Genomic DNA, 21,915 nt, shown 5'->3' on the forward strand with positions numbered 1-21,915 from the left:
CATAGCAGAGGAACATCACCATGATGAAAGGCGGCATGGCAGGCCTGATGAAACAGGCGCAGCAGATGCAGGAAAAGATGCAGAAGATGCAGGAAGAGCTGGCCAACGCCGAAGTCACCGGCCAGTCCGGCGCCGGCCTGGTGAGCGTGGTGATGACCGGTCGCCACGACGTCAAGCGCATCACCCTGGACGACAGCCTGATGCAGGAGGACAAGGAAGTACTGGAAGACCTGATTGCCGCCGCGGTGAACGATGCCGTGCGCAAGGTCGAGCAGAACAGCCAGGACAAGATGTCCGGCATGACCGCTGGCATGCAGCTCCCCCCCGGCTTCAAAATGCCCTTCTAAACCGGGGCGTCCAGTCAACGCACATGGCTGCGTTGCTCGAAGGCGCGGGCATCCTCATTTACGCGCAGTAAACTCCAGTGCCCACGCCTTCTCGCGCCTTGCCCTGCACGTCGCCTGATCACCCCTTGCCCCGAGTGGGCTGTTCAAGCGCTTTTTCACGGTAGCCCTGCATGAGCTTCAGCCCGCTGATTCGCCAACTGATCGATTCGCTGCGCCTTCTCCCCGGCGTCGGGCAGAAGACCGCGCAACGCATGGCGCTGCAGCTGCTGGAGCGCGATCGCAGTGGTGGCATGCGTCTGTCGCAGGCGCTGGCGGCGGCGATGGAGGGAGTAGGGCACTGCACGCGTTGCCGCACCCTGAGCGAAGACGAGCTGTGTCCGCAGTGCAGCGACCCGCGACGGGACGATGCGTTGCTGTGCGTGGTGGAGGGGCCGCTGGACGTGTTCGCGGTGGAGCAGACCGGTTATCGCGGGCGTTACTTCGTGCTCAAGGGCCATCTCTCCCCGCTGGACGGCCTGGGGCCGGAGGCCATCGGCATTCCCGAACTGCTGGCACATATCGGTACCAGCCAGTACGGCGAAGTGATCCTCGCCACCAATCCGACGGTGGAGGGCGAGGCCACTGCCCATTACATCGCGCAGATGCTCAACGGCAAGGGTATCGTCCTGTCGCGCATCGCCCATGGTGTACCGCTGGGTGGCGAGCTGGAACTGGTGGATGGCGGCACCTTGGCCCATGCCCTGGCTGGACGCAGGCCGATCAACGGCTGATTGGTCGGTGTCACCTCCGGACAGCGCGCCGATGGAAAAATCCATCTCGGTGCTGGCAATACAAACTTGAGAAGCATTACCATTCGCGCTCTTCCGGCGCCCAATGGTGGATGTTTTCCATGGCGGTCAGTGCGACCTCCCAGCAGCAAGCCCTACAGCAGCTCTACCAAGACCACCACGGGTGGTTGCATGGTTGGCTACGCCAGCGCATGGGCTGTGCGCAGAACGCTGCCGATCTGGCCCAGGACACCTTTCTGCGCCTACTGAGCAAGGAGCGCGACCTCAGCCCGTTGCGTGACCCGCGCGCCTACCTGTCGACTATTGCCCACTCGCTGCTGGTCAACCACTGGCGGCGCCTGGCCATCGAACGTGCCTACCTGGAGTCCCTGGCTCTGCAGCCGGAGCAGTACGCGCCTTCACCGGAGGAGCGCGAGCTGATCATGGCGACCCTGCTGCAGGTCGACGCCATGCTGCGCCGCCTGCCCGGCAAGGTGCGCGACGCCTTCCTCATGGCCCAGCTCGATGGGCTGACCTATGCGCAGATCGCCCTGAGGCTCGGCGTGTCCGAGCGCATGGTGAAGAAGTACATGGCCCAGGCCATGCTGCATTGCCTGACCCTGGCGCAGGACTGAGCCGTGACCCGTTCCATTGCGCAGATCGACTTTGCCGTACTGCAGCAGGCCGCAGACTGGTTCGCCCGGTTGCGTGACGAGCGTGTCAGCGAGCAGGACCGCCTCGCCTGGCAGCATTGGCTGGATGCCCAGCCGCAGCATCGCCAGGCCTGGCAACGGGTTGAGCTGATCAGTGGCCAGTTCGAGCGCCTGCCGCAGCGCCAGGCCGCGCGTTCGGCGCTGCAGGCGCGCGGCGTCGACCGGCGTCAGGCGCTCAAGGTGCTGTCGGTCATCGCCGGTGGCAGCGCGCTGGCGCTGGGTGGGCGCTCGCTACCCTGGCAGCAGTGGCAGGCCAATCAGCGTACGGCGGTGGGCGAGGTACGCGGTAGCCAGCTGGCCGATGGCAGCCGCCTGTGGCTGAACACCGATAGCGCACTGGATGTGGACTTTGCCCCGACGCTGCGACGCCTGGCGTTGTACCGCGGCGAGGTGTTGGTCGAGGTGGCTGCCGACTCCCGGCCGTTGTGGCTGGAGACCGAGCAGGGGCGAGTGCGTGTGCAGAGTGGCCGCTTCGGCGTACGGCAGCGGGACAGCGGCTTCTTGGTGTCGGCTTATTCCGGTTCGCTGGATATCCTCGGTGCTCGGCGGCAGGAGGTGGTAGCCGGGCAGCAGGCCTATTTCGACAGTCGGTGGGTCGATCGCCCCGAGCGACTGCGCCAGGCCCAACAGGCCTGGACCCAGGGTATCCTGCAGGCCGACGACATATCGCTGGGCGAATTCGTCGCCGAGCTGTCGCGCTACCAGCACGGTCACCTGGGTTGCGATCCGCAGGTGGCCAGCCTGCGCCTGGTCGGCGCCTTCCCGTTGGCGGAGCCGGAGCGTATCTACGCTGCCCTGGAAGCCAGTCTGCCAGTCCGCGTGGTGCGCCGCCTGCCCTGGTGGATCAGCATCGAACCGCGTGAGGCTGCTGCGGTTTGAGTGCAGGCGAAAATATTTTTCATTTGCGGTTCCCCTTTTCGCGTCTCGTCTGGCTCTAGGGGCAGAAGGGCGATTTCGCCCCGCCATTTCAGCAGACTCAGGGGACTTCCATGCGTACCATTCATACCCACCGTCCGGCTCCGCAGATCCTGCGCCGAGCCATTCGCGCCGCCGTGCTGGCCATGCCGCTGGTTGCCCTGCAACCGGCCCTGGTGGGCCTGGCCCATGCCGCAGAAACCGAACAGAGTCTGCGCAGCTACACCATCCCGGCCGGCCCGCTGTCCACCGGTCTGAGCCAGTTCGCCAGCGAGGCACAGATTCTTCTCGCGGTGGACGGCCAGCTCACCGCCGGCAAGCAGACCCGTGGCCTGCAGGGTCAGTATTCGGTGGACGAGGGGCTGGCCAAGCTGCTGCAGGGCAGTGGCCTGAGGGTGGTACGCGCTGCCAGCGGTAGCTATTCGCTCATCGCCACGGGCGAGGTGGGCAGCATGGCGCTGCCGGTCACCATGATCGACGGCTTCGCCCTGGGCAACGCACTGGGCAGCATGGACGGCTACAACGCCACCCACAGCAGCGTGGCGACCAAGACCAGCAAGGAACTGGTGAAGACCTCGCAGAGCGTATCCGTGGTCACCGCTGCGCAGATCGAGGAGCAGGGCTCGCGCACCGTCGCCGAGGCCACGCGCTACACCGCCGGTGTGCTCACCAATCCCTACGGCAACACCCATCGCTACGACTACCTGGCCATGCGTGGGATCAACGACGGCTCGGTGGACAACATCATCATCGACGGCTTGAAGTCCATGGGTGACCCCGGCTCGTTCACCAGCCTGCAGATCGATCCGTACTTCCTCGAACGTATCGATGTGCTCAAGGGTCCGTCCTCGGTGCTCTACGGTCGCAGCAACCCGGGCGGCCTGGCGGCGCTGACCACCAAACGTCCCGAGTTCGAGCAGGCCGGTCGCATCGATGTTTCCTACGGCAGCCACGACTACAAGCAGACCGCCTTCGACGTCACCGGCCCGCTCAGCGACGGCGTTGCCTACCGCCTGGTCGGCCTGGCCAAGGACTCCGATGTGCAGGCCGATCACGTCGAAGAAACCCGCTATGCCCTGATGCCTAGCCTGGCGTTGAACCTAAGCGACGACACCCTGCTCAATCTCTACGCCTACCTGCAGCACGACCCGAACGGTGGCTATCACGGCAGCGCGCCGGCCTCGGGCACCCTGCACACGCGCAATGGCGAGCGCATCTCCGGCAGCTTCTTCGAGGGCGATCCGAGTATCGAGGAGTTCACCCGTACCCAGCAGATGCTGGGTTACGAGCTGGAGCATCGCTTCAACGACACCTGGAGTGCGCGGCAGAACCTGCGTTATCTGGATGCCAGCAGCGAGAATAGCCAGGTATGGGGCAACGGCTACCTGAGTGATACCAGCAACGAGCTGGTTCGTGGCTTCAGCGGTGGCGAGGAGAAGCTGCACGCCTGGATTGTCGACAACATGCTGCAGGCTGAATTCGCCACCGGCGCGGCGCTGCACACGGTCGTCACCGGCCTGGACTACCAGTACTCGAAGAACAAGGTTCGCTACGATCGCGACTACACCTCGGTGAGCCCGCTGGACGTGTTCGATCCGCGTTATCCGGCCAACGACCTGTCCGGCCTGGCGACGGTCAGCGAGGCGCTGCGCCGTCAGAAGCAGGCGGGTCTGTACATCCAGGATCTGATCGAGCTGGGGGGCTGTAACATCAGTGCCGGCCTGCGCCAGGACTGGTACGACGTATCCATCGACGACTATCGCCAGGGCACCAAGGACGCCAATACCGGCGACAAGCTCAGCGGTCATCTCGGCGTGCTCTACGCCTTCGACAATGGCCTGTCGCCGTACCTGAGCTATTCCACCTCGTTCAACCCGACCTCCAACTACTCCGATGGTGCGCAGATCCTCAAGCCCACCACCGGCGAGCAGTGGGAAGCCGGCCTGAAGTTCCAGCCGCCAGGTACCGACGATCTGTACACCATCTCCTTCTTCACCATCGAGATGGAGAACCTGTTCGCCAAGGAGAACAGTTTCACCGACAGCTACGAGTACAAGGGTGTCGGCGGTATCGATTCGAAGGGTGTGGAGCTGGAGGCCCGCGTGCAGGTCACCGACAACCTGCAGCTGATGGGCAGCTACACCTACAACGATGTGGAGTACAGCAAGTCGTACTTCATCTTCGCCGACTCCAGCTACACCGCTGTGGTGGATGCCAAGGGCAACACGCCGTACCAGACTCCCGAGCAGATGGCCAGCCTGTGGGCCGACTACGGCTTCAAGGAGGGTCTGCTGGCCGGTCTGACTATCGGCGCCGGTGCCCGCTACGTGGGTGAGAGCGAGGGCAGCGACCTGAATGACTTCCAGGTGCCGTCCTACACCCTGTTCGACGCCGCGGTCAGCTACGACCTCGCCAATGTCGGCCTGCAGGGCACTTCGGTACGGATCAATGCCAACAACCTCACCAACGAGTACTACGTGGCCTCCTGTTACTCGGCAACCGCCTGTTACCTGGGCGAGGAGCGCACCGTGGTGGCGACCGTTACCCAGAAGTTCTGATGCGCTGAAGCGGCCGCCGCCTCGTGAGGGGCGGCGGCCTTCTGCTGTTTGCGAGACGGAAAAACATCATGCGCAACCTTCTGGTCCTGCTGCACCGCTACCTGGGCCTGGCCACTGCGGTATTCCTTGCCCTGGCCGGCCTCACCGGCAGCGTGCTGGCCTTCCATCACGAGCTGGACGAGTGGCTCAACCCACAGTTCTACCAGACCGATCACGCTGCCACGGCGCGCATGGACGGGCCGAGTCTGATCGAGCAGCTGGAGGCCGAGTATCCGCAGCGCCTGGTGTGGTATCTGGAGCAGCCGGACGAGCCCGGCCACTCGGCGCTGCTGGCCACCGTGCCGCGCACCGATCCGGCCAGCGGCCAGCCCTATCCAATCGAGCCGCGAGTGTTCTATCTCGACCCGGCGAGCGGCAAGGTGCTGGGCGAGCGGGAGTGGGGCGCCTGCTGCTTCTCACGGGAGAACTTCGTTCCCTTTATTCTGGAGTTCCACTACAACCTCAGCCTGCCTGACCGCTGGGGCCTCTGGCTGATGGGCATCGTTGCCATTCTCTGGACCCTCGATTGCCTGGTCTCGCTGTGGCTGACCCTGCCGCGCGGCCGGCCGTTCTGGCGCAAGTGGGGCAAGGCCTGGAAGATCAAGCGCCAGCGCCTCAACCACGATGTGCACCGCGCTGGCGGCCTGTGGCTGTGGCTATTGCTGACGCCGGTGGCGGTGAGCAGTGTGGCGATGAACCTGCCGGCGGAGGTGTTCAAGCCGGTGGTGTCCTTGTTCTCCGAGGTGCCGCTGAGCACCTATGAGGAGCGAGGCCGGTTACCCAAGGAAGAGCTGGGCGAGTTGAAGCTGGACTATCGCCAGGCCTATCGGCAGGCGCGGGAGGAGGGTGATCGCCTCGGCCTGCACGCGCCGATCACCGAGCTGTACTACAGCTTCGAATACAACTTCTTCGGTGCCGGTTTCGGTGACCACGCCAGCGACGACGGCAATGCCTGGGTGTTCGTGCATGGTCAGGACGGCAGCGTGATCGGTCGCGAGATTCCCGGTGTTGGCAGCCTGGGCGAGCGCTTCTACCAGCTGCAACTGCCCATTCATGGCGGGCGCATCCTCGGCCTCCCCGGGCGGGTGCTGATTGCCGTGCTGGGGCTCGCCATCGCTGTGCTTAGCGTTACCGGTATGGTCATCTGGTGGCGCAAGCAGCGCGCCCGGCGGTTTGCCGGGCGCAGGGTCTAGGCTGCCGTGGTCACTTGAGACCAGTGAAAGCTGGGGCGTTGTCGTGGTAGTAGGTCAGCGCATCGACGAAGCGCTCGGCCTGCTGCCGGTCGGCGACACGGAATGCACGCAATGCCCCTCCGTCCGGGCCATTCAATCGCACCAGGTAGCCAAGGCCACTGCGGCGCAGCTCGATGGTGTCGAGCGAGTTGAAGTAGATACGCTCGCGAATGTCCTGCGGCGTGCCGGCCGCCTCGTCTTGTTCGGTGCGAAAGCCCAGGAAGTGACTGTCGAGATAGGTGGCGTTGGAGTCTCGAGTGGCGGGTTGCTGCGTCGCCACCTCGGTGATCACCGCATAGGCTTCGCGTTCGGAAATGGCCTGGGGCTGATAGTCCTGTCGGGTCACGCAGCCGGCCAGGAGGCTGGCGACCAGAGCGATCCAGATAGCACGCATGTTTCTCTCCCTTGGCAGCATGTCCGGGATATTCCGGCTCCCCTCGCCGGTCATAGCGTCAACGGCCATCCGCTGCCAAGATGGCCGCCCCACCGTCCCCCCGAAACACTCCCAGGAAAATTCGTGATCTCTGTGTCCGCTCGCTTCGCCGCGTCACTCCTCGTCCTGGGAGCGCCGGCCGTTGTTTCTGCCGCCTGCCCGGTGGGGCAGATGGAAATATGCTTCACCACGTGCATCTGCGTACCCGATGCCGAGCGAGTTCGCGAGCAAGTACTCGGCACCGCCTCGATGACGCTCGAACGCTGGATTCTGCAGTCTCGCGATACCGCCCTGATGGCCGGTACTCAGCTGATGCCGCTGGAGATCCGCGCGCGACTCTCGTCCTACTACGACAGTGACCTGCTCGATACGGTTCGTTTCCGCGTCGGCGCACTCGACGAGCTGGATGTAGCCAGTGCCATGCTGCAGAACCCGGATATCAAGGCCGTCACCCTGGTCGATGTCGTAGTGTTCCGCAGCCAGGAAGCCGCTGAGCGTGATGTTGGGCTGTGGGCTCACGAGCTCTGGCATGCCAGGCAGTATCGCGAATGGGGCTCCACGGGCTTCGCTCAGCGTTATACCCGTGACTTCGAGTCCGTGGAGAAGCCGGCCTACGACATGCAGATCCAGGTAATGCGGGCGCTGATCGCGCCTAAGCCATGACTTGAAAACCAAGCAAGCGCTCGGTTAGGGTGGTGAAAAATAAAAAGGAGTCACCCGCATGTCAGCTTTCCAGGAGTACTTCGACCCGTCCCATCAGCTGATCCGCGATTCGGTGCGTCGCTTCATCGAGCGCGAGGTACTGCCGCACGTGGCGGGCTGGGAGGAGGCGGAGGAGTTTCCTCGCGAGCTATACCGCAAGGCCGGTGATGCCGGCATTCTGGGTATCGGCTATCCGGAGCAGTACGGCGGCAGCCACGAGGGTGACCTGTTCGCCAAGGTGGTGGCCAGCGAGGAACTGATGCGTTCCGGCTCCGGTGGCCTGGTCGCGGGCCTCGGTTCGCTGGATATCGGCCTGCCGCCGGTGCTCAAGTGGGCCAAGCCGGCCCTGCGCGAACGCGTGGTGCCCGAGGTGCTGGCCGGCGAGAAGATCATGGCCCTGGCCGTGACCGAGCCTTCCGGCGGCTCCGACGTAGCCAACCTCAAGACCCGGGCGGTGCGCGACGGCGATTTCTACCGCGTGACCGGCAGCAAGACCTTCATCACCAGCGGCGTGCGGGCGGACTACTACACCGTGGCCGTGCGCACCGGTGGCGAGGGCTTCGGCGGCGTCAGCCTGCTGCTGATCGAGAAGGGCACGCCCGGCTTCACCGTCGGCCGCTCGCTGAAGAAGATGGGCTGGCGTGCCTCGGACACCGCCGAGCTGTTCTTCGACGACTGCAAAGTGCCGGTGGAGAACCTGATCGGCGCCGAGAACATGGGCTTCGCCTGCATCATGGCCAACTTCCAGAGCGAGCGCCTGAGCCTGGCGCTGATGGCCAACATGACCTCGCAGATGGCGCTGGAGGAGGCCATGGCCTGGGCCCGCGAGCGCGAAGCCTTCGGCAAGCCGATCGGCAAGTTCCAGGTGCTCAAGCACCGCCTGGCCGAGATGGCCACCCAGCTGGAAGTCTCCCGTGAGTTCACCTATCGCCAGGCCGCCAAGATGGCTGCTGGCAAGAGCGTGATCAAGGAAATCTCCATGGCCAAGAACTTTGCCACCGATGTGGCCGACCGCATCACCTACGACGCCGTGCAGATCCTCGGCGGTATGGGCTACATGCGCGAATCGCTGGTTGAGCGTTTGTACCGCGACAACCGCATCCTCTCCATCGGCGGCGGCTCGCGGGAGATCATGAACGAGATCATCAGCAAGCAGATGGGACTCTGACCATCCGATACCAGTAGCCTTTCGGAACCTGGCCGGCGCCTTCGCTCTCCTATGCCTTAACGCATCTCGCGCCGGTCTAAGGCGTCCGGAGGCTTGGTCTATTCTCGGCCAAGGCCGGTCCTTATATGCAGAATGTAATAATTTATCTATGGCTTGGGTCTGATAGTTATGGATAATCGCGGCGAAACCTTCGCTGATAGAGGCCACGCCGCGCGAGGAGAGATTCAATTCGCCCCGTCCCGCCAGGAATAGGGGCTCGGGACAGGGGAGATTCATGGAGCTATTGCTCATCGTCGGATTGCCGTTTCTCGGCATCTTCCTTCCTGTCCTTTTCGAGCGCCATGGCCGGCTGGCGTGCAGCCTGGCGACAGCCGTCGCGCCTCTGCTGGGCCTGGGGCTTCTGCTCTGGCTAGCTCCACGCCTGCTCGCCGGCGAGCTGCTGGTGGTGTCGCAGCCCTGGCTGCCGCAGCTGGGCTTCAATCTGTCGCTGCGGCTGGACGGCCTGTCCTTCCTCTTTGCCTTGATGATCCTCGGCATCGGCCTGCTGGTGATTCTCTACGCGCGCTATTACCTGTCCGAGCGCGAGCCTATCGGCCGCTTCTTCGCCTACCTGCTGCTCTTCATGGGCGCCATGCTCGGCGTGGTGCTGTCGGAAAACCTGCTGCTGATGCTGACCTTCTGGGAGCTGACGAGCCTGTCGTCTTTCCTGCTGATCGGCTTCTGGGGCAAGCGTAGCGACGCCCGCAAGGGCGCGCGCATGGCCCTGGCGGTGACGGGTGGCGGAGGCCTGGCGCTGCTGGCCGGCATCCTGCTGATCGGTCATATGGTCGGCAGTTTCGAGTTGAGCGTGGTGCTAGCCTCGGCCGAGGTCATTCATGCCCACGCCTTGTATCCCGTGGCGCTGGTGCTGGTGCTGCTGGGTGCCTTCACTAAATCCGCGCAGTTCCCGTTCCACTTCTGGCTGCCCCATGCGATGTCGGCGCCGACGCCAGTGTCTGCGTACCTGCACTCGGCGACCATGGTCAAGGCGGGCGTCTTCCTGCTGGCGCGCCTGTACCCGGCCATGGCGGGCTCCGATCTGTGGTTCCAGCTGGTTGCGCTCACGGGGCTGACGACCCTGCTGTTCGGTGCGTTCATGGCGCTGTTCCAGAACGACCTCAAAGGCGTGTTGGCCTATTCGACCATCAGCCACCTGGGCTTGATCGTCCTGCTGCTGGGTATGGACTCACAGCTGTCGAACGTCGCGGCGGTGTTCCATATCATCAACCATGCCATCTTCAAGGCTTCTCTGTTCATGGCTGCCGGCATCATCGATCACGAGACCGGCAGCCGCGACCTGCGGCGCATAAACGGCATGTGGAAGTACATGCCGCATACCGCCGTGCTGGCCATGGTGGCGTCGTCGTCGATGGCAGGCGTACCGCTGCTCAACGGATTCCTGAGCAAGGAGATGTTCTTCGGTGAAGCCGTGCAGCATGCGTTGCTGGGCAGCTTCTTCAACTGGCTGATCCCGCTGGCAGCGACCGTCGCCGGGGTGTTCTCGGTGGCCTACTCGCTGCGCTTCATCCACAGCGTGTTCTTCAACGGCGAGCCGGTGAACCTGCCCAAGTTCCCACCGCACGAGCCGCCGCGCTACATGAAGCTGCCGGTGGAGGTCCTGGTGTTCCTCTGCATCGTGGTCGGTATGCTGCCGGCATACACCGTGGCCCCGGTGCTGGCGGTGGCGGCGCAGGCAAGCCTGGGCGGCGCGCTGCCCGAGTACAGCCTGGCAATCTGGCACGGCTTCAACCTGCCGTTGATGATGAGCTGCGTGGCGCTGGTCGGAGGCACCCTGATCTACGTCGCGCACAAGCCGATGCTGCGCTGGTACGAGGGGCTGCCAGAGCTGGATGCCAAGGAGATGTTCGAACAGGGCGTGGAGCGCCTGGTGCTTGGGGCTGGGTGGGTGACCGAGCGCCTGGAGAACGGGTCTCTGCAGCGTTACCTGGCTTTGCTGCTGCTCAGCGCGCTGGTACTGACGACAGTGACGTTGGCGCCCATGCCGCAGCTGGTCGGCGAACGCCCGCTCACCCCGCTCGATGGCATCACCGCCTTGGGCATGCTGGTACTGGCCGCCAGCGGTGTCCTCACGGCCATCTTCCATCGCCAGCGCCTGATTTCGCTGCTGATCCTCGGCGTCGGCGGCTTGCTGGTGGCGCTGGCCTTTGCCCGCTTCTCCGCGCCGGACCTGGCCCTGACCCAACTGGTGGTAGAGGTGGCGACCATCATCCTGTTGATGCTGGCTCTGTACTATCTGCCGTCGGTCTCTCCGCCGGAGAGCACCAGTCTGCGTGTGCTGCGTGACTTCTGTCTGGCCGGCGCCGGTGGCGCCATGATCGGCATTCTCGCCTATGGCGTGCTGACCCGTGGCTACGACACCAGCATTGCCGAGTTCTTCCTGGCCAACAGCATCAGCGGTGGCGGTGGCACCAACGTAGTCAACGTGATCCTGGTGGACTTCCGTGGCTTCGATACCCTGGGCGAGATCACCGTGCTGGCCATCGCCGCGGTGGGCATCATCGCCATGCTCGATGGGCTGCGCATGATCAACCCCACCTGCGACCCACAAGGGCGGCGCTGGGCCTGGGCGAAGAACCCGCTGATCCTGATGACCCTGTCGCGCCTGCTGTTGCCCCTGGCGTTGCTGATCTCGGCCTTCATCTTCCTGCGTGGCCACAACCTGCCAGGCGGCGGCTTCATCGCCGGGCTGATCACTGCCGTGGCCCTGGCGCTGCAATACATCGCCAACGGCGTGGCCTGGATGGAGCAGCGCATGCCGCTCAACTACCAGCGCATGGCCGGTGCCGGCGTGTTGATCGCCGGCCTCACCGGCTTGGGCAGTCTGATCTTCGACCGTCCCTTCCTGACCTCCGCGTTCGGTCATTTCGAGCTGCCGTTGGTGGGTGAATTCGAGCTGGCCACCGCCATCCTGTTCGACCTCGGCGTCTACCTGACGGTGATCGGAGCCACGCAGATGGTGCTGGTCAATATCGGCAAGCTCGCCCTGTCGCCGCCCGCGAGCAAGGAGATTCACTGATGGAAGCGCTATTCGCCGTGACGCTCGGCCTGCTTTCCGCCAGCGGCATTTACCTGCTGCTGCGTGCCCGCACTTTCGCCGTGGTCCTGGGCCTGACCCTGTTGTCCTACGCGGTCAACCTGTTCCTCTTCGCCATGGGCCGGTTGACCGGTGATGTGGCGGTGCTGGGGCAGGGTGGTACGCCAGCCGATCCACTGCCGCAGGCGCTGGTGCTGACCGCCATTGTCATCGGCTTCGCCATGACCGCATTCGTTGTGGTTTTGGCCCTGCGCGGCGTGGCCAATCTGGGTAGCGACCATGTCGATGGCCGCCCGGATGCGGTAAAAGACGACGAGGAGCAGGCGCGTTGAACCACCTGATCATCCTGCCGATTCTGGTGCCGCTGCTGGTCGGTGCCCTGCTGCTGGTGCTGCCGTCCCACGAGCGGCTGAAGCGCACGCTGTCATTGTTCGCCACCCTGGCCCTGGTGCCGGTTGCATTGCTGCTCGTGCAGCAGGCCGACGGTGGTCGGCTGGGCGTCTATGCCCTGGGCGACTGGCGTCCGCCGTTCGGCATCGTGCTGATGCTCGATCGCCTCAATGCCTTGTTGCTGCTGACCGCTGCCGTGCTCGGCAGCGCTGTGGTGCTCTATGCGCTGCGCGGCGACGACCGCCGTGGCCCGCGTTTCCATGCGTTGCTGCAGTTCCAGTTGCTGGGTATCAATGGCTCGTTCCTCACGGGCGACCTGTTCAACCTGTTCGTGTTCTTCGAGATCCTGCTGATCGCCTCCTACGCGCTGTTGCTCTACGGCCGCAGTGCCGAGCGGGTGAGGGCGGGGTTGCATTACGTGATCCTCAACTTGACCGGTTCGGCGCTGTTCCTCATTGCCCTCGGCCTGATCTACGGCATCAGCGGCACGCTGAACATGGCCGACCTGTCGGCGCGGGCCGCCGCTACCACGGGTGACCGCGTACCGCTGCTGGCGGCGGCCGGTCTGCTGCTGTTGCTGGTGTTCTCGCTCAAGGCCGCGTTGCTGCCGCTGTACTTCTGGCTGCCGCGCGCCTACGCCTCGGCTAGTGCGCCGGTGGCGGCGCTGTTCGCGATCATGACCAAGGTCGGCATCTACGCCATCCTGCGGGTCTGCACCCTGATTTTCGGTGATGAGGCCGGTGAGCTGGCCAACCTGGCCCAGGCCTGGCTCTGGCCGATGGCGCTGGCCACCGTGGTGCTCGGTGCGATCGGCGCCCTGGCGGCTCGCAACCTGCAGGGGCTGCTGGCCTACCTGGTTGTGGTGTCTGCCGGCACCCTGCTGGCGGCGGTGGCCATCGGTACGCCCGAGGCCCATGCGGCGGCGCTCTATTACCTGCTGCACAGCACCTGGGTGGCGGGCGGCCTGTTCCTGCTCGCCGACCTCATCGCTCGCCAGCGTGGCAGCCGAGGTGCCACGCTGGTGCCTGGCCCGGCGCTGGAGCATCCCGCGCTGCTCGCTACTTTGTTCTTCTTCGGCGCGGTGGCGGTGGTCGGTCTGCCGCCGTTGTCCGGCTTCCTCGGCAAACTCCTGCTCTTGCGTGCCTCACCCTCGGTAATTCTGTGGACAGTGCTGCTGTTTGGCGGCTTCGCGGCTCTGATCGCCATGAGCCGTGCCGGCAGCATGCTGTTCTGGCGCGTTGGCACCAGCAGCCTGGACAGCGCCGAGCTGGATTACGGTCGGGTCGCCGCGACCATTCTGCTGTTGGCCTGTGCGCTGCTGCTGGTGGTCCTGGCCGCCCCGGTACTGGAGTACACCAGCGCGACGGCTGCCCAGCTGCATGATGTGGCGAGCTACCGTTCGATCATCCAGGAGATCCGGCCATGAGTCGTTTGTTGCCGCATCCCGCGCAGAGCCTGCTGCTGCTGTTCATCTGGCTGCTGCTGGTGGACTCATTCGCGTTCGGTCACTGGCTGCTGGGGGGCGTGTTGGCCGTGGCCATCCCGCTGGGCTGCAATCGCCTGCTGATCGAACATCCGCATGGCTGGAAGCCGCTCAAGCTGCTGCGTTTCCTGTTCATGGTGATGGGCGACATCCTGATCGCCAACTTCCAGGTGGCGCGGCTGACCCTGGGGCGCGTCGACAAACTGCGCCCGGCCTTCGTCGAGGTTCCCATCGACCTGGACAACGAGCTGGCCATCAGCGTGCTGGTCAGCGTGGTGTCGCTGACACCCGGCTCGCTGGCTGCCGACCTCAGCCTCGATCGTCACACCCTGCTGGTCCACGGCCTCGACGTAGCAGACCCGCAGGCGCTGATCGACGAGATCAAGCAACGCTACGAGGCGCCGCTGAAGGAGATATTCCCATGCTCGGATTCGTGATCCCGATCAGCCTGGTCATGCTCGCCCTGGCGCTGCTGCTGGCTGCGGCGCGCCTGGTGCGCGGGCCGAGCCTGCCGGACCGGGTGCTGGCGCTGGATACCCTGTATATCAACGCCATCGCAATGGTCGTGCTCTACGGCATCTGGAAGAACACCGAGCTGTTCTTCGAGATCGCCCTGCTGATCGCCGTGCTCGGCTTCGTCAGTACCGTGGCGGTGGCCAAGTACATGCTGCGTGGAGACATCATCGAATGAACTTCTGGGTGGAAATCCTCGTCTGCGCGCTGCTCCTTCTTGGCAGTGGCTTCGTCCTCATCGGTGCCATCGGCATGCACCGCCTGCCTGACTTCTTCACCCGTCTGCATGGTCCGACCAAAGCCACCACCCTGGGTGTCGGCGGCATGATCGTCGCTTCGTTGATCTTCTTCAGCGCCGGGGAGAAGGGGCTGAGCCTGCACGAGCTGCTGATCAGCCTGTTCCTGTTCATCAGTGCCCCAGTCAGCGCCTACATGCTGGCCAAGGCGGCAGTGTTGCAGCAGTTGCCGCTGGAGCCGAAGACCCGTGGCAAGCCCTGGGAACAGTAAGCGACACAGTTTTCCCGTGCTGCTGTGCCTGTCCGCAGCGGTAGCCTGCCACCTACACTGAGTTTTTCTCGTCGAGGTGGTGGTGATGGTCCGGCAGGGACGGTTCTTCGCGATGGCTTGCCTGGTGCTGGCCATGGCCCTGTGGGGCAGTTCCTTCATCGCCCTCAAGTTCGCCTTCTCCGAGTTGCCGCCGATGTGGGTGATCTTCGGCCGCATGGCCCTCGGCAGCCTGGTGTTCCTGCTGGCCTGGCGCTGGCGCGGCCGCCTCGACTACCGCCCCGGCGACTGGCGCTATCTGCTTGCACTGGCGGCCTGCGAGCCCTGCCTGTACTTCATCTTCGAGGCCCTGGCGCTGCAGCACACCAGTGCCACCCAGGCCGGCATGATCACTGCGCTGCTACCGCTGCTGGTGGCCACGGGCGCCTTCGTCTTTCTCCGTGAGCGAATTGCCGCCAGCACCTGGGTCGGCTTCCTGCTGGCCATGTGTGGCGCCATCTGGCTGAGTCTGGTCGGCGAGGCCGATGCCCATGCGTCAGCGCCGTTGCTGGGCAACTTCTACGAGTTCGTCGCCATCCTCTGTGCGACCTGCTACACGCTGCTGCTGAAGTTCCTCTGCGAGCGCTACTCGCCCTTCGTCCTCACTGCCATGCAGGCGTTCATCGGCTCGCTGTTCTTCCTGCCGCTGGCGTTGGTCACCGAGCCGCTACCAAGCCAGTTCGGCCTGCTCGGCGTCGGCTCGGTGGTCTACCTCGGCGTGGTGGTCACGGTCGGCGCCTATGGCCTGTACAACTTCGGGGTCAGCCGCCTTCCGGCCAGTCAGGCCTCCGGCTTTACCAACCTGCTGCCGGTATTCACCCTGATCTTCGCCGCTCTGCTGCTGGGAGAGCGTCTGATTCCCGCGCAATACGCCGCGACCGCCTTGGTGTTCGTCGGCGTCGTGCTGAGCCAGTGGCGCAGCACAACGCCGGCACCTGCCGGCATCCTGGACTGAGGAACACGTCATGAGCGATATCCGGCAGTGGACCCGCGAGGCGGTGCACATCATCGAGGCGGACTTCCAGCGCAGCGCCGATACCCACCTGATTCCTCTGGCGCTGCCGGGCATGCCCGGCGTCGAGCTGTACTTCAAGGACGAGTCCAGCCATCCCACCGGCAGTCTCAAGCATCGCCTGGCCCGCTCGCTGTTCCTCTACGCCCTGTGCAACGGCTGGCTCAAGCCCGGCGCGCCGGTGATCGAGGCCTCCAGCGGTTCCACCGCCATCTCCGAGGCCTACTTCGCACGCCTGTTGGGGTTGCCCTTCATCGCCGTGGTGCCTGCCTCCACGGCCAAGGAGAAGCTGGCGCAGATCACCTTCTATGGCGGCCAGACCCACCTGGTCGACGACCCCACACAGATTCACGCCGAGTCCGTGCGTCTGGCCCGCGAGAGTGGCGGCCACTTCATGGACCAGTTCACCTACGCCGAGCGTGCCACCGACTGGCGGGCGAACAACAACATCGCCGAATCGATTTTCCAGCAGATGCGCCACGAGCAGTTCCCCGAGCCGGCCTGGCTGGTGTCCAGCCCCGGCACTGGCGGCACGCTGGCTACCCTGGGCCGCTACGTGCGCTACCGCCAGTACGCCACTCGAGTGCTGTGTGCCGACGCAGAGCGCTCGGTGTTCTACGACAGCTATGTCAGCGGCGACCGCAGCCTGACCCTGGATTGCGGCTCGCGCATCGAGGGCATCGGCCGGCCGCGGGTCGAGCCGTCGTTCATGCCGCAGGTGCTGGATGCCATGTGCAAGGTGCCAGATGCGCTGTCGCTGGCCGCCATGCACTATCTGGCGCGGCGCCTGAACCGGCGGGTCGGCGCCAGCAGCGGCACCAACCTGATCGGCGCGCTGCTGGCGGCGCGGCAGATGGCCGAGACCGGCCAGCGTGGCTCGGTGGTCGCCATCCTCTGCGACGGCGGCGAGCGCTATGCCACCAGCTATTACTGCAACACCTGGCTGGCCGAGCAGGATTATGACCTGGCGCCGCTGATCGAGGCTGTGGCGGCCTGCGCCGAACGGGGCGCCGAGCTGCCCGACCTGCCGCGGAGCGGCATATGAGCGGGCGTTTTTCCAGCCGGCCGGCGCGGGGCGAGGACATCCCGGCCATGGCCGCCTTCATCTTCGAGCACGGCCCCAACCCCTGGAATTACCTGCCGCAGGACGCCGTGCTGGCGCACCTGCAGGGCATTGCCGAGGGGGCGGTGCGGGCCAGGCTGGCGGAAGGCGATGGCGGCGAGCTGGCCGGCTTCGTCACCTTCCTGGCCAGCAGTAACTTCGAGCGCTACCAGGCGACGGAGCGCCGCGATGTACCTCAGGGCTACGTTGGCGAAGCGGTGGTGCACCGAGAGCTCGGCGGTCGCGGTCTGGGCAGTCGTCTGCTCAGGGAGGCGGTGCAGGGGCTGCGCGAGCTGGGTATCCACGACATCTACATCGAGCGCCACGAGGAGAACGCCGGCTCGGCGGGGATGATGCGCAAGGCCGGTTTCGTCGAGGTGGCGACCTTCCCCGATCCCGAGAGGCGTAGCGCCGGTACCCGCCGTACCACGCTCTGCTACCTGCGCACCTAGGCCGTTGTCAGGCGACTACGCCTGCGGCTTTATCCACTCCAGCAGCACATCCAGCAGACGGTTGGCGAAGGCCCATTCGTTGTCGTACCAGGCCAGTACCTTGACCAGGTTGTCGCCCTGCACCCGGGTGTGGTTGAGATCGACCACGCAGGACACCGGGTAGCCGTTGAAGTCCGAAGACACCAGCGGCAGGTCGTTGCACTCCATCACTCCCAGCGGCAGCTGGCGCGCGGCCTTCTGCAGGGTGTCGTTGATCGCTTCGCGGCTGGTTGGGTGCTCGCTGGTGAAGGTCAGGTCGAGCAGCGACACGTTGGCGGTCGGTACGCGCACCGCCATACCATCGAGGCGGCCGTCCAGCTCGGGGATCACCAGGCCGATGGTCTTGGCCGCTCCAGTGCTGGTGGGAATCATCGACTGGGGGGCGGCACGGGCGCGATACAGGTCGTTGTGGGTCTTGTCGAGCAGGTTCTGGTCGTTGGTGTAGGCATGCACCGTGGTCATCAGGCCCTGCTTGATGCCCACTGCGGTGTGCAGCACCTGAGCCAGTGGCGCCAGGCAGTTGGTGGTGCAGGAGGCATTCGAGACGATCTGCTGGTTGCCCAACAGGTGGTGGTTGACGCCGTAGACCACCGTCAGGTCGGCGCTGTCCAGCGGGTGCGAAAGCAATACCCGTGGCGCGCCGGCAGCCAGGTGCTGTTCGGCCAGGGCACGTTTCTTCGACTTGCCGGTGCAGTCCACCACCACATCCACCGCGAGTTGCCCCCATGGCAGTTGGGTGAAGTCTTTCTGGCTGATCAGGCGGATCGGCTGGCCATCCACCTGCAGGGTGTCGTCGTGCAGCTCTACCTGGCCGACGAAGCGGCCGAAAGTGGAGTCGAAGCGGGTCAAGTGAGCGAGGGTGCCGAAATCGCCGATCTCATTGATCGCCTCAATCCGCAACTGGCTTTGCAGTCCGCGCTCGAACAAGGCACGCAGCAGGGCGCGACCGATGCGCCCGTATCCGTTCAGGGCAATGCGCAGCATGGCAGCCTCCGGCTGTCTGGGGTCCACGTTCAGAATAGGTGGACCGGCCACCCCGCGAAAGCGAGGCGCGGCCGGAGTCCGGAGACCATAGCTGCCGCAGCGCTATATGGCTTAGCGACTGCGCGCGCCGCCGAAGGACGCGCAGCCGCGCAGAACCTCGTCGTTCAGCCGCAGCTCTGCTCCGAGATGCTGGATGGTGCCGCTCATGTCGTCGACGCAATGTTGTGGCGTCAGCCATAGCTCCAGGCGCTGGCCGTTGGCCTCGCTGCTGAGGCTCGAACTGCCGCCTGGTAGCTGTTCTTCGAGATAGGGAACCGCCAAGGGTGGTTGCCCCGGACGCAGCAGTACGAGGCCAGGCTCGCTCACGCCCAGGCTCCAGTCCGGCTCGTGGCCGCTGGCACGCAGCAGCAGGCGGTCGAAGCCTGGGTCTTCGCAGTCGGGCCCCTCGTTCTGCAGGCGGTAGACCTGCTCCAGATGCAGCTCGCCATCCAGATCGGCCCGCTTGCTCCCCTGGGGGCGGCCGCGCAGATCGACGAACAGGCTCTCGCCGCCATCGTCCAGTAGATTGCGGGCATCACGCAGGGTGTCCTCGCTGCCCTCCTTGACCAGGGCGATGCGGCGGAGCTCGCCACAGGGCGTGAGGATCAGGCGATCCTGCTCCAGGCTAAGCTGCCCCTGCAGGCGCTGAGCGGGGATAGGGGGCGGGGCGGGATTGTAGACTTCGAACAGCTGGCAGCCGGCGAACAGCGGCAGCACGGCAAACAGCAGCGAGCGGGCACGGGTCATGAAGGCTCTCCTTGCGAGTGCGGCCAACTTACCCAGCCCGGCGCGCCAGCTCAAGCGCTGAAACGTGCTGCGAGCTTGTATAGTCTTGACCATGCAGCCATTCTCAAGACACGTTCGCCGTGAGTGTGACCATGGATAGAAGCACCGGCTCCGGTCTGTCGTTTGCCAAACGGATCTACCTGCCACGGAGCATCGGCCTCGGGATCGGTTTCTTCTGTGTTGCTGCAGCGCTCTGGCCGCTGCGGCCCGCTCCCTGGCTATGGGCGTTGCTGGTGTTCAATGGTTTTCTCTGGCCGCATTTGGCTTATCAACTGGCACGCCTCTCTTCCTCGCCTTACAAGGCCGAGCAGCGCAATCTGCTGATCGACTCGGTATTCGGCGGCTTCTGGGCGGCATCCATGCAGTTCAATGCGCTGCCGACCGTGACCATCCTGGCGATGATGGCGATGAACAACATAGCGGCAGGTGGAGGGCGCTTCTTCCTTAGGGGCTGCCTGGCCATGTTCATTGGTAGCGGGCTGGCGTTCCTACTGTTCGGCCCGGCCTTCCAACCCGACACCAGCATGCCGCAACTGTATGCGTGCCTGCCGATGCTGATTCTCTACCCGCTGGCGCTAGGCTGGGTCAGCTACCGGCTGAGCATCAAGCTGGCCCAGCACAAGCAAGCCCTGCGCGCCGCCAGCCGCACCGACAGCCTGACTCGACTGTTCAATCATGGCTACTGGCAGGACCTGCTGCAGAGTGAGTTCATCAAGTGCAGGAACGGCCAGCAGCGTGGCACCGTGGCGTTGATCGACGTGGATCATTTCAAGCAGATAAACGATCACCACGGCCATCTGGTCGGCGATAGCGTGCTGCGTCTGCTCAGCGAGAGGCTGGTGCTGGGCCTGCGCCAGGAAGACATGGCTGGCCGTTACGGTGGCGACGAGTTCTGCGTGATCCTGCCCAATACGCCGCTGGTGCTGGCGGGCGAGGTGATGGAGCGCCTGCGCCAGGAGCTGGCCGAGATCCGCAGCCCCCTGGCACCCGGTCTACGCATCACCCTGAGCATCGGCCTGGCCGGCTACAGCCCGTTCCAGCTGGATGCCAGCCAGTGGCTCAACGCTGCCGATCAGGCGCTCTATCAGGCCAAGAGCCGGGGGCGCGACCAGGTGGTGATGGCCAGCGAGGCTGAGGTCGTCGGTGACGAGGAGCGGACACCGCCGGGAGCCTGAGTTCCCAGCGAGCGCCAGCCGTGGCAGGCTATTGGCCTTTTCATCCGCACGGGAATGCCCATGTCCAGCGCCACCGAAGGCTTCGAGCCGCTCAACGCCACCGAGGTACGCATCCTCGGCTGCCTGATCGAGAAGCAGGCCACCACACCGGAAACCTATCCGCTGACCCTCAACTCGCTGGTCCTGGCGTGCAACCAGAAGACCAGCCGCGAGCCGCTGATGAACCTCACCGAGGGCCAGGTTGGCCAGGCGCTGCGTGCGCTGGAAGGGCGCGGCTTGACCCGCCTGGTGATGGGCGGACGGGCCGATCGCTGGGAGCATCGGGTGGACAAGGCCCTGGAACTGGTCAAGCCACAGCAGGCGCTGGTCGGACTGTTGTTCCTGCGCGGGCCGCAGACCATCAATGAGCTGCTCACACGCAGCAACCGCCTGTACCAGTTCGAGGATGCCGCCGAGGTGCAGCACCAGCTGGAGCGCCTGATCGGACGCGAGCAGGCCAGCCTGCTTCCGCGTCAGAGCGGCCAGCGAGAGGACCGCTACATGCACCTGCTGGGCGAGGCAGGCGATCTGGAGGCCCTGCTGGCTGCCCGTCAGAGCGATGCTCCGGTCCGCGGTGGTAGCGACGATGCTCGCATCGCCGAGCTGGAGGCTCGTATCAGCGCCCTGGAAGAGCGCCTGGCACGCCTTGAGGAACGCGCATGAGCCTGCTCGACGATCTGCGAGGCGCCGACATGCTGCTGGTCGACGGCCTGCATGCCTGGCAGTTCGGACTGGAGGAGCAGGCGCAGGGTGAACAACTGCAACTCAGCGTCGAGTGCATGGATGGGCGCACCCGGCGCGTCTGGAACTTCAGCGCTACGGCAGTGGCAGCGGCCGTGGCTACAGGCGGGGCGGGCGGCTGGCGAGTTCGAAGCGCTGAGGGTGAGCACGAGCTGATCTGCCTGGGTGCCATCAGTGCCAGTAACGATGAGAGCGACGAGGGAGAAGGCGAGCCGTGATTCGCTGCAAGCGAATCTACGAGCCGGTCGCTGCCGATGATGGCGAGCGAGTGCTGGTCGACCGCCTGTGGCCGCGTGGTTGCAAGAAAGAGAGTCTCGGCCTGAGTGCCTGGCTCAAGGAGGTGGCGCCGTCTGAGGCACTGCGCAAGAGCTTCTGCCATGACCCGGCGCTGTTCGATGAGTTTCGCCTGCTCTATCGCGGCGAGCTGGCTGCCCACCCGGAGCATTGGCAGGGCCTGCTGGCGGCGGCGGAGCGAGGCACCTTGACCCTGCTGTTCGCCGCCCGCGAGGAACGCTTCAACAACGCATGGGTACTGGCCGAGTTCCTCGAGGACGAGCTTGAACGGCGTGGCCCATCCAGCTCGCCGGTGTGTTACGCCGATCTGTAGCACATCGGGCGCGAAAGCGCCCCGTCCTCCGGCATAGGACCT

At 65.0% G+C, this 21,915-nt stretch carries 24 protein-coding genes; 21 read left to right on the top strand and 3 right to left on the bottom strand.

Annotated features, from left to right (window positions below; all coding sequences use genetic code 11):
* The first annotated feature begins 20 nt into the window (after positions 1 to 20).
* From IB234_RS17130 to IB234_RS17155, 6 genes are all read left to right on the top strand, one after another.
* A complete protein-coding gene (locus tag IB234_RS17130; protein WP_074940389.1) occupies positions 21 to 347 on the top strand; it encodes a YbaB/EbfC family nucleoid-associated protein in 327 nt (108 codons plus the stop codon).
* 170 nt (positions 348 to 517) lie between these two features.
* Positions 518 to 1,117: a recombination mediator RecR gene (gene recR, locus IB234_RS17135; protein ID WP_192320119.1), complete on the top strand. Its 600-nt coding sequence runs from the start codon at positions 518 to 520 to the stop codon at positions 1,115 to 1,117.
* Positions 1,118 to 1,236: 119 nt separating this feature from the next.
* Entirely contained in the window at positions 1,237 to 1,749 is a 513-nt protein-coding gene (locus IB234_RS17140) for a sigma-70 family RNA polymerase sigma factor (RefSeq protein ID WP_192320121.1), read from the top strand.
* Between the two features lie 3 nt (positions 1,750 to 1,752).
* On the top strand, positions 1,753 to 2,706 hold the full coding sequence (locus tag IB234_RS17145; RefSeq protein WP_318652034.1) for a FecR domain-containing protein: 954 nt from the start codon (positions 1,753 to 1,755) through the stop codon (positions 2,704 to 2,706).
* Positions 2,707 to 2,816: 110 nt separating this feature from the next.
* The gene (locus tag IB234_RS17150) at positions 2,817 to 5,300 is read left to right on the top strand and encodes a TonB-dependent siderophore receptor (RefSeq protein WP_192320124.1); all 2,484 of its coding nucleotides are present in this window, start codon (positions 2,817 to 2,819) and stop codon (positions 5,298 to 5,300) included.
* A 68-nt stretch (positions 5,301 to 5,368) separates the two neighbouring features.
* On the top strand, positions 5,369 to 6,532 hold the full coding sequence (locus IB234_RS17155) for a PepSY-associated TM helix domain-containing protein (protein ID WP_192320126.1): 1,164 nt from the start codon (positions 5,369 to 5,371) through the stop codon (positions 6,530 to 6,532).
* Between the two features lie 10 nt (positions 6,533 to 6,542).
* On the opposite strand, the gene IB234_RS17160 is transcribed toward IB234_RS17155, so the two are convergent.
* Positions 6,543 to 6,965, bottom strand: a complete 423-nt coding sequence (locus IB234_RS17160) for a hypothetical protein (protein ID WP_192320128.1) — start codon at positions 6,963 to 6,965, stop codon at positions 6,543 to 6,545.
* Positions 6,966 to 7,175: 210 nt separating this feature from the next.
* Here IB234_RS17160 and IB234_RS17165 point away from each other — a divergent pair, with 210 nt between their 5' ends.
* From IB234_RS17165 to IB234_RS17215, 11 genes are all read left to right on the top strand, one after another.
* Positions 7,176 to 7,667: a DUF4157 domain-containing protein gene (locus IB234_RS17165; protein WP_192320130.1), complete on the top strand. Its 492-nt coding sequence runs from the start codon at positions 7,176 to 7,178 to the stop codon at positions 7,665 to 7,667.
* A gap of 58 nt (positions 7,668 to 7,725) precedes the next feature.
* Positions 7,726 to 8,874 (top strand): acyl-CoA dehydrogenase family protein, encoded by a 1,149-nt coding sequence (locus IB234_RS17170; RefSeq protein WP_192320132.1) that lies wholly within the window; start codon positions 7,726 to 7,728, stop codon positions 8,872 to 8,874.
* 274 nt (positions 8,875 to 9,148) lie between these two features.
* Positions 9,149 to 11,950 (top strand): monovalent cation/H+ antiporter subunit A, encoded by a 2,802-nt coding sequence (locus IB234_RS17175; protein WP_192320134.1) that lies wholly within the window; start codon positions 9,149 to 9,151, stop codon positions 11,948 to 11,950.
* Positions 11,950 to 12,300 carry a Na+/H+ antiporter subunit C gene (locus tag IB234_RS17180; protein WP_192320136.1) on the top strand — a complete coding sequence of 117 codons (351 nt, stop codon included), beginning with the start codon at positions 11,950 to 11,952 and terminating at the stop codon, positions 12,298 to 12,300. Before IB234_RS17175 ends, IB234_RS17180 begins: the two co-directional genes overlap by 1 nt.
* A complete protein-coding gene (locus IB234_RS17185) occupies positions 12,297 to 13,784 on the top strand; it encodes a monovalent cation/H+ antiporter subunit D (RefSeq protein WP_192320138.1) in 1,488 nt (495 codons plus the stop codon). Before IB234_RS17180 ends, IB234_RS17185 begins: the two co-directional genes overlap by 4 nt.
* Entirely contained in the window at positions 13,781 to 14,278 is a 498-nt protein-coding gene (locus IB234_RS17190) for a Na+/H+ antiporter subunit E (RefSeq protein ID WP_192320141.1), read from the top strand. Before IB234_RS17185 ends, IB234_RS17190 begins: the two co-directional genes overlap by 4 nt.
* Entirely contained in the window at positions 14,263 to 14,532 is a 270-nt protein-coding gene (locus IB234_RS17195; protein ID WP_192320143.1) for a K+/H+ antiporter subunit F, read from the top strand. The genes IB234_RS17190 and IB234_RS17195 overlap by 16 nt, the downstream gene beginning before the upstream one ends.
* Entirely contained in the window at positions 14,529 to 14,861 is a 333-nt protein-coding gene (locus IB234_RS17200) for a Na+/H+ antiporter subunit G (protein WP_192320145.1), read from the top strand. Before IB234_RS17195 ends, IB234_RS17200 begins: the two co-directional genes overlap by 4 nt.
* A 112-nt stretch (positions 14,862 to 14,973) precedes the next feature.
* A complete protein-coding gene (locus IB234_RS17205; RefSeq protein WP_412547927.1) occupies positions 14,974 to 15,852 on the top strand; it encodes a DMT family transporter in 879 nt (292 codons plus the stop codon).
* A 10-nt stretch (positions 15,853 to 15,862) separates the two neighbouring features.
* Positions 15,863 to 16,954: a PLP-dependent cysteine synthase family protein gene (locus IB234_RS17210; protein ID WP_192320149.1), complete on the top strand. Its 1,092-nt coding sequence runs from the start codon at positions 15,863 to 15,865 to the stop codon at positions 16,952 to 16,954.
* Positions 16,951 to 17,463 carry a GNAT family N-acetyltransferase gene (locus IB234_RS17215; RefSeq protein ID WP_192320151.1) on the top strand — a complete coding sequence of 171 codons (513 nt, stop codon included), beginning with the start codon at positions 16,951 to 16,953 and terminating at the stop codon, positions 17,461 to 17,463. The genes IB234_RS17210 and IB234_RS17215 overlap by 4 nt, the downstream gene beginning before the upstream one ends.
* Positions 17,464 to 17,478: 15 nt before the next feature.
* On the opposite strand, the gene gap is transcribed toward IB234_RS17215, so the two are convergent.
* Both gap and IB234_RS17225 read right to left on the bottom strand, forming a co-directional pair.
* Complete coding sequence (gap, locus tag IB234_RS17220; protein WP_192320153.1) at positions 17,479 to 18,486, bottom strand: type I glyceraldehyde-3-phosphate dehydrogenase; 1,008 nt, start codon at positions 18,484 to 18,486, stop codon at positions 17,479 to 17,481.
* A gap of 111 nt (positions 18,487 to 18,597) precedes the next feature.
* Positions 18,598 to 19,272 carry a COG3650 family protein gene (locus IB234_RS17225; RefSeq protein ID WP_192320155.1) on the bottom strand — a complete coding sequence of 225 codons (675 nt, stop codon included), beginning with the start codon at positions 19,270 to 19,272 and terminating at the stop codon, positions 18,598 to 18,600.
* A gap of 131 nt (positions 19,273 to 19,403) precedes the next feature.
* Between IB234_RS17225 and IB234_RS17230 the strand changes: the two genes are divergently transcribed.
* Genes IB234_RS17230 through IB234_RS17245 form a run of 4 tightly spaced genes read left to right on the top strand, consistent with a single transcriptional unit; the run spans position 19,404 to position 21,873 of the window.
* Positions 19,404 to 20,486, top strand: a complete 1,083-nt coding sequence (locus IB234_RS17230; RefSeq protein ID WP_192320157.1) for a diguanylate cyclase — start codon at positions 19,404 to 19,406, stop codon at positions 20,484 to 20,486.
* Between the two features lie 54 nt (positions 20,487 to 20,540).
* On the top strand, positions 20,541 to 21,188 hold the full coding sequence (locus IB234_RS17235; protein WP_192320160.1) for a DUF480 domain-containing protein: 648 nt from the start codon (positions 20,541 to 20,543) through the stop codon (positions 21,186 to 21,188).
* On the top strand, positions 21,185 to 21,484 hold the full coding sequence (locus tag IB234_RS17240; RefSeq protein WP_192320162.1) for a DUF5629 family protein: 300 nt from the start codon (positions 21,185 to 21,187) through the stop codon (positions 21,482 to 21,484). The genes IB234_RS17235 and IB234_RS17240 overlap by 4 nt, the downstream gene beginning before the upstream one ends.
* Positions 21,481 to 21,873, top strand: a complete 393-nt coding sequence (locus IB234_RS17245) for a DUF488 domain-containing protein (protein ID WP_192320164.1) — start codon at positions 21,481 to 21,483, stop codon at positions 21,871 to 21,873. The genes IB234_RS17240 and IB234_RS17245 overlap by 4 nt, the downstream gene beginning before the upstream one ends.
* Positions 21,874 to 21,915: the final 42 nt, after the last annotated feature.

It is taken from the genome of Pseudomonas sp. PDM16, assembly GCF_014851865.1.
GTDB lineage: Bacteria > Pseudomonadota > Gammaproteobacteria > Pseudomonadales > Pseudomonadaceae > Aquipseudomonas.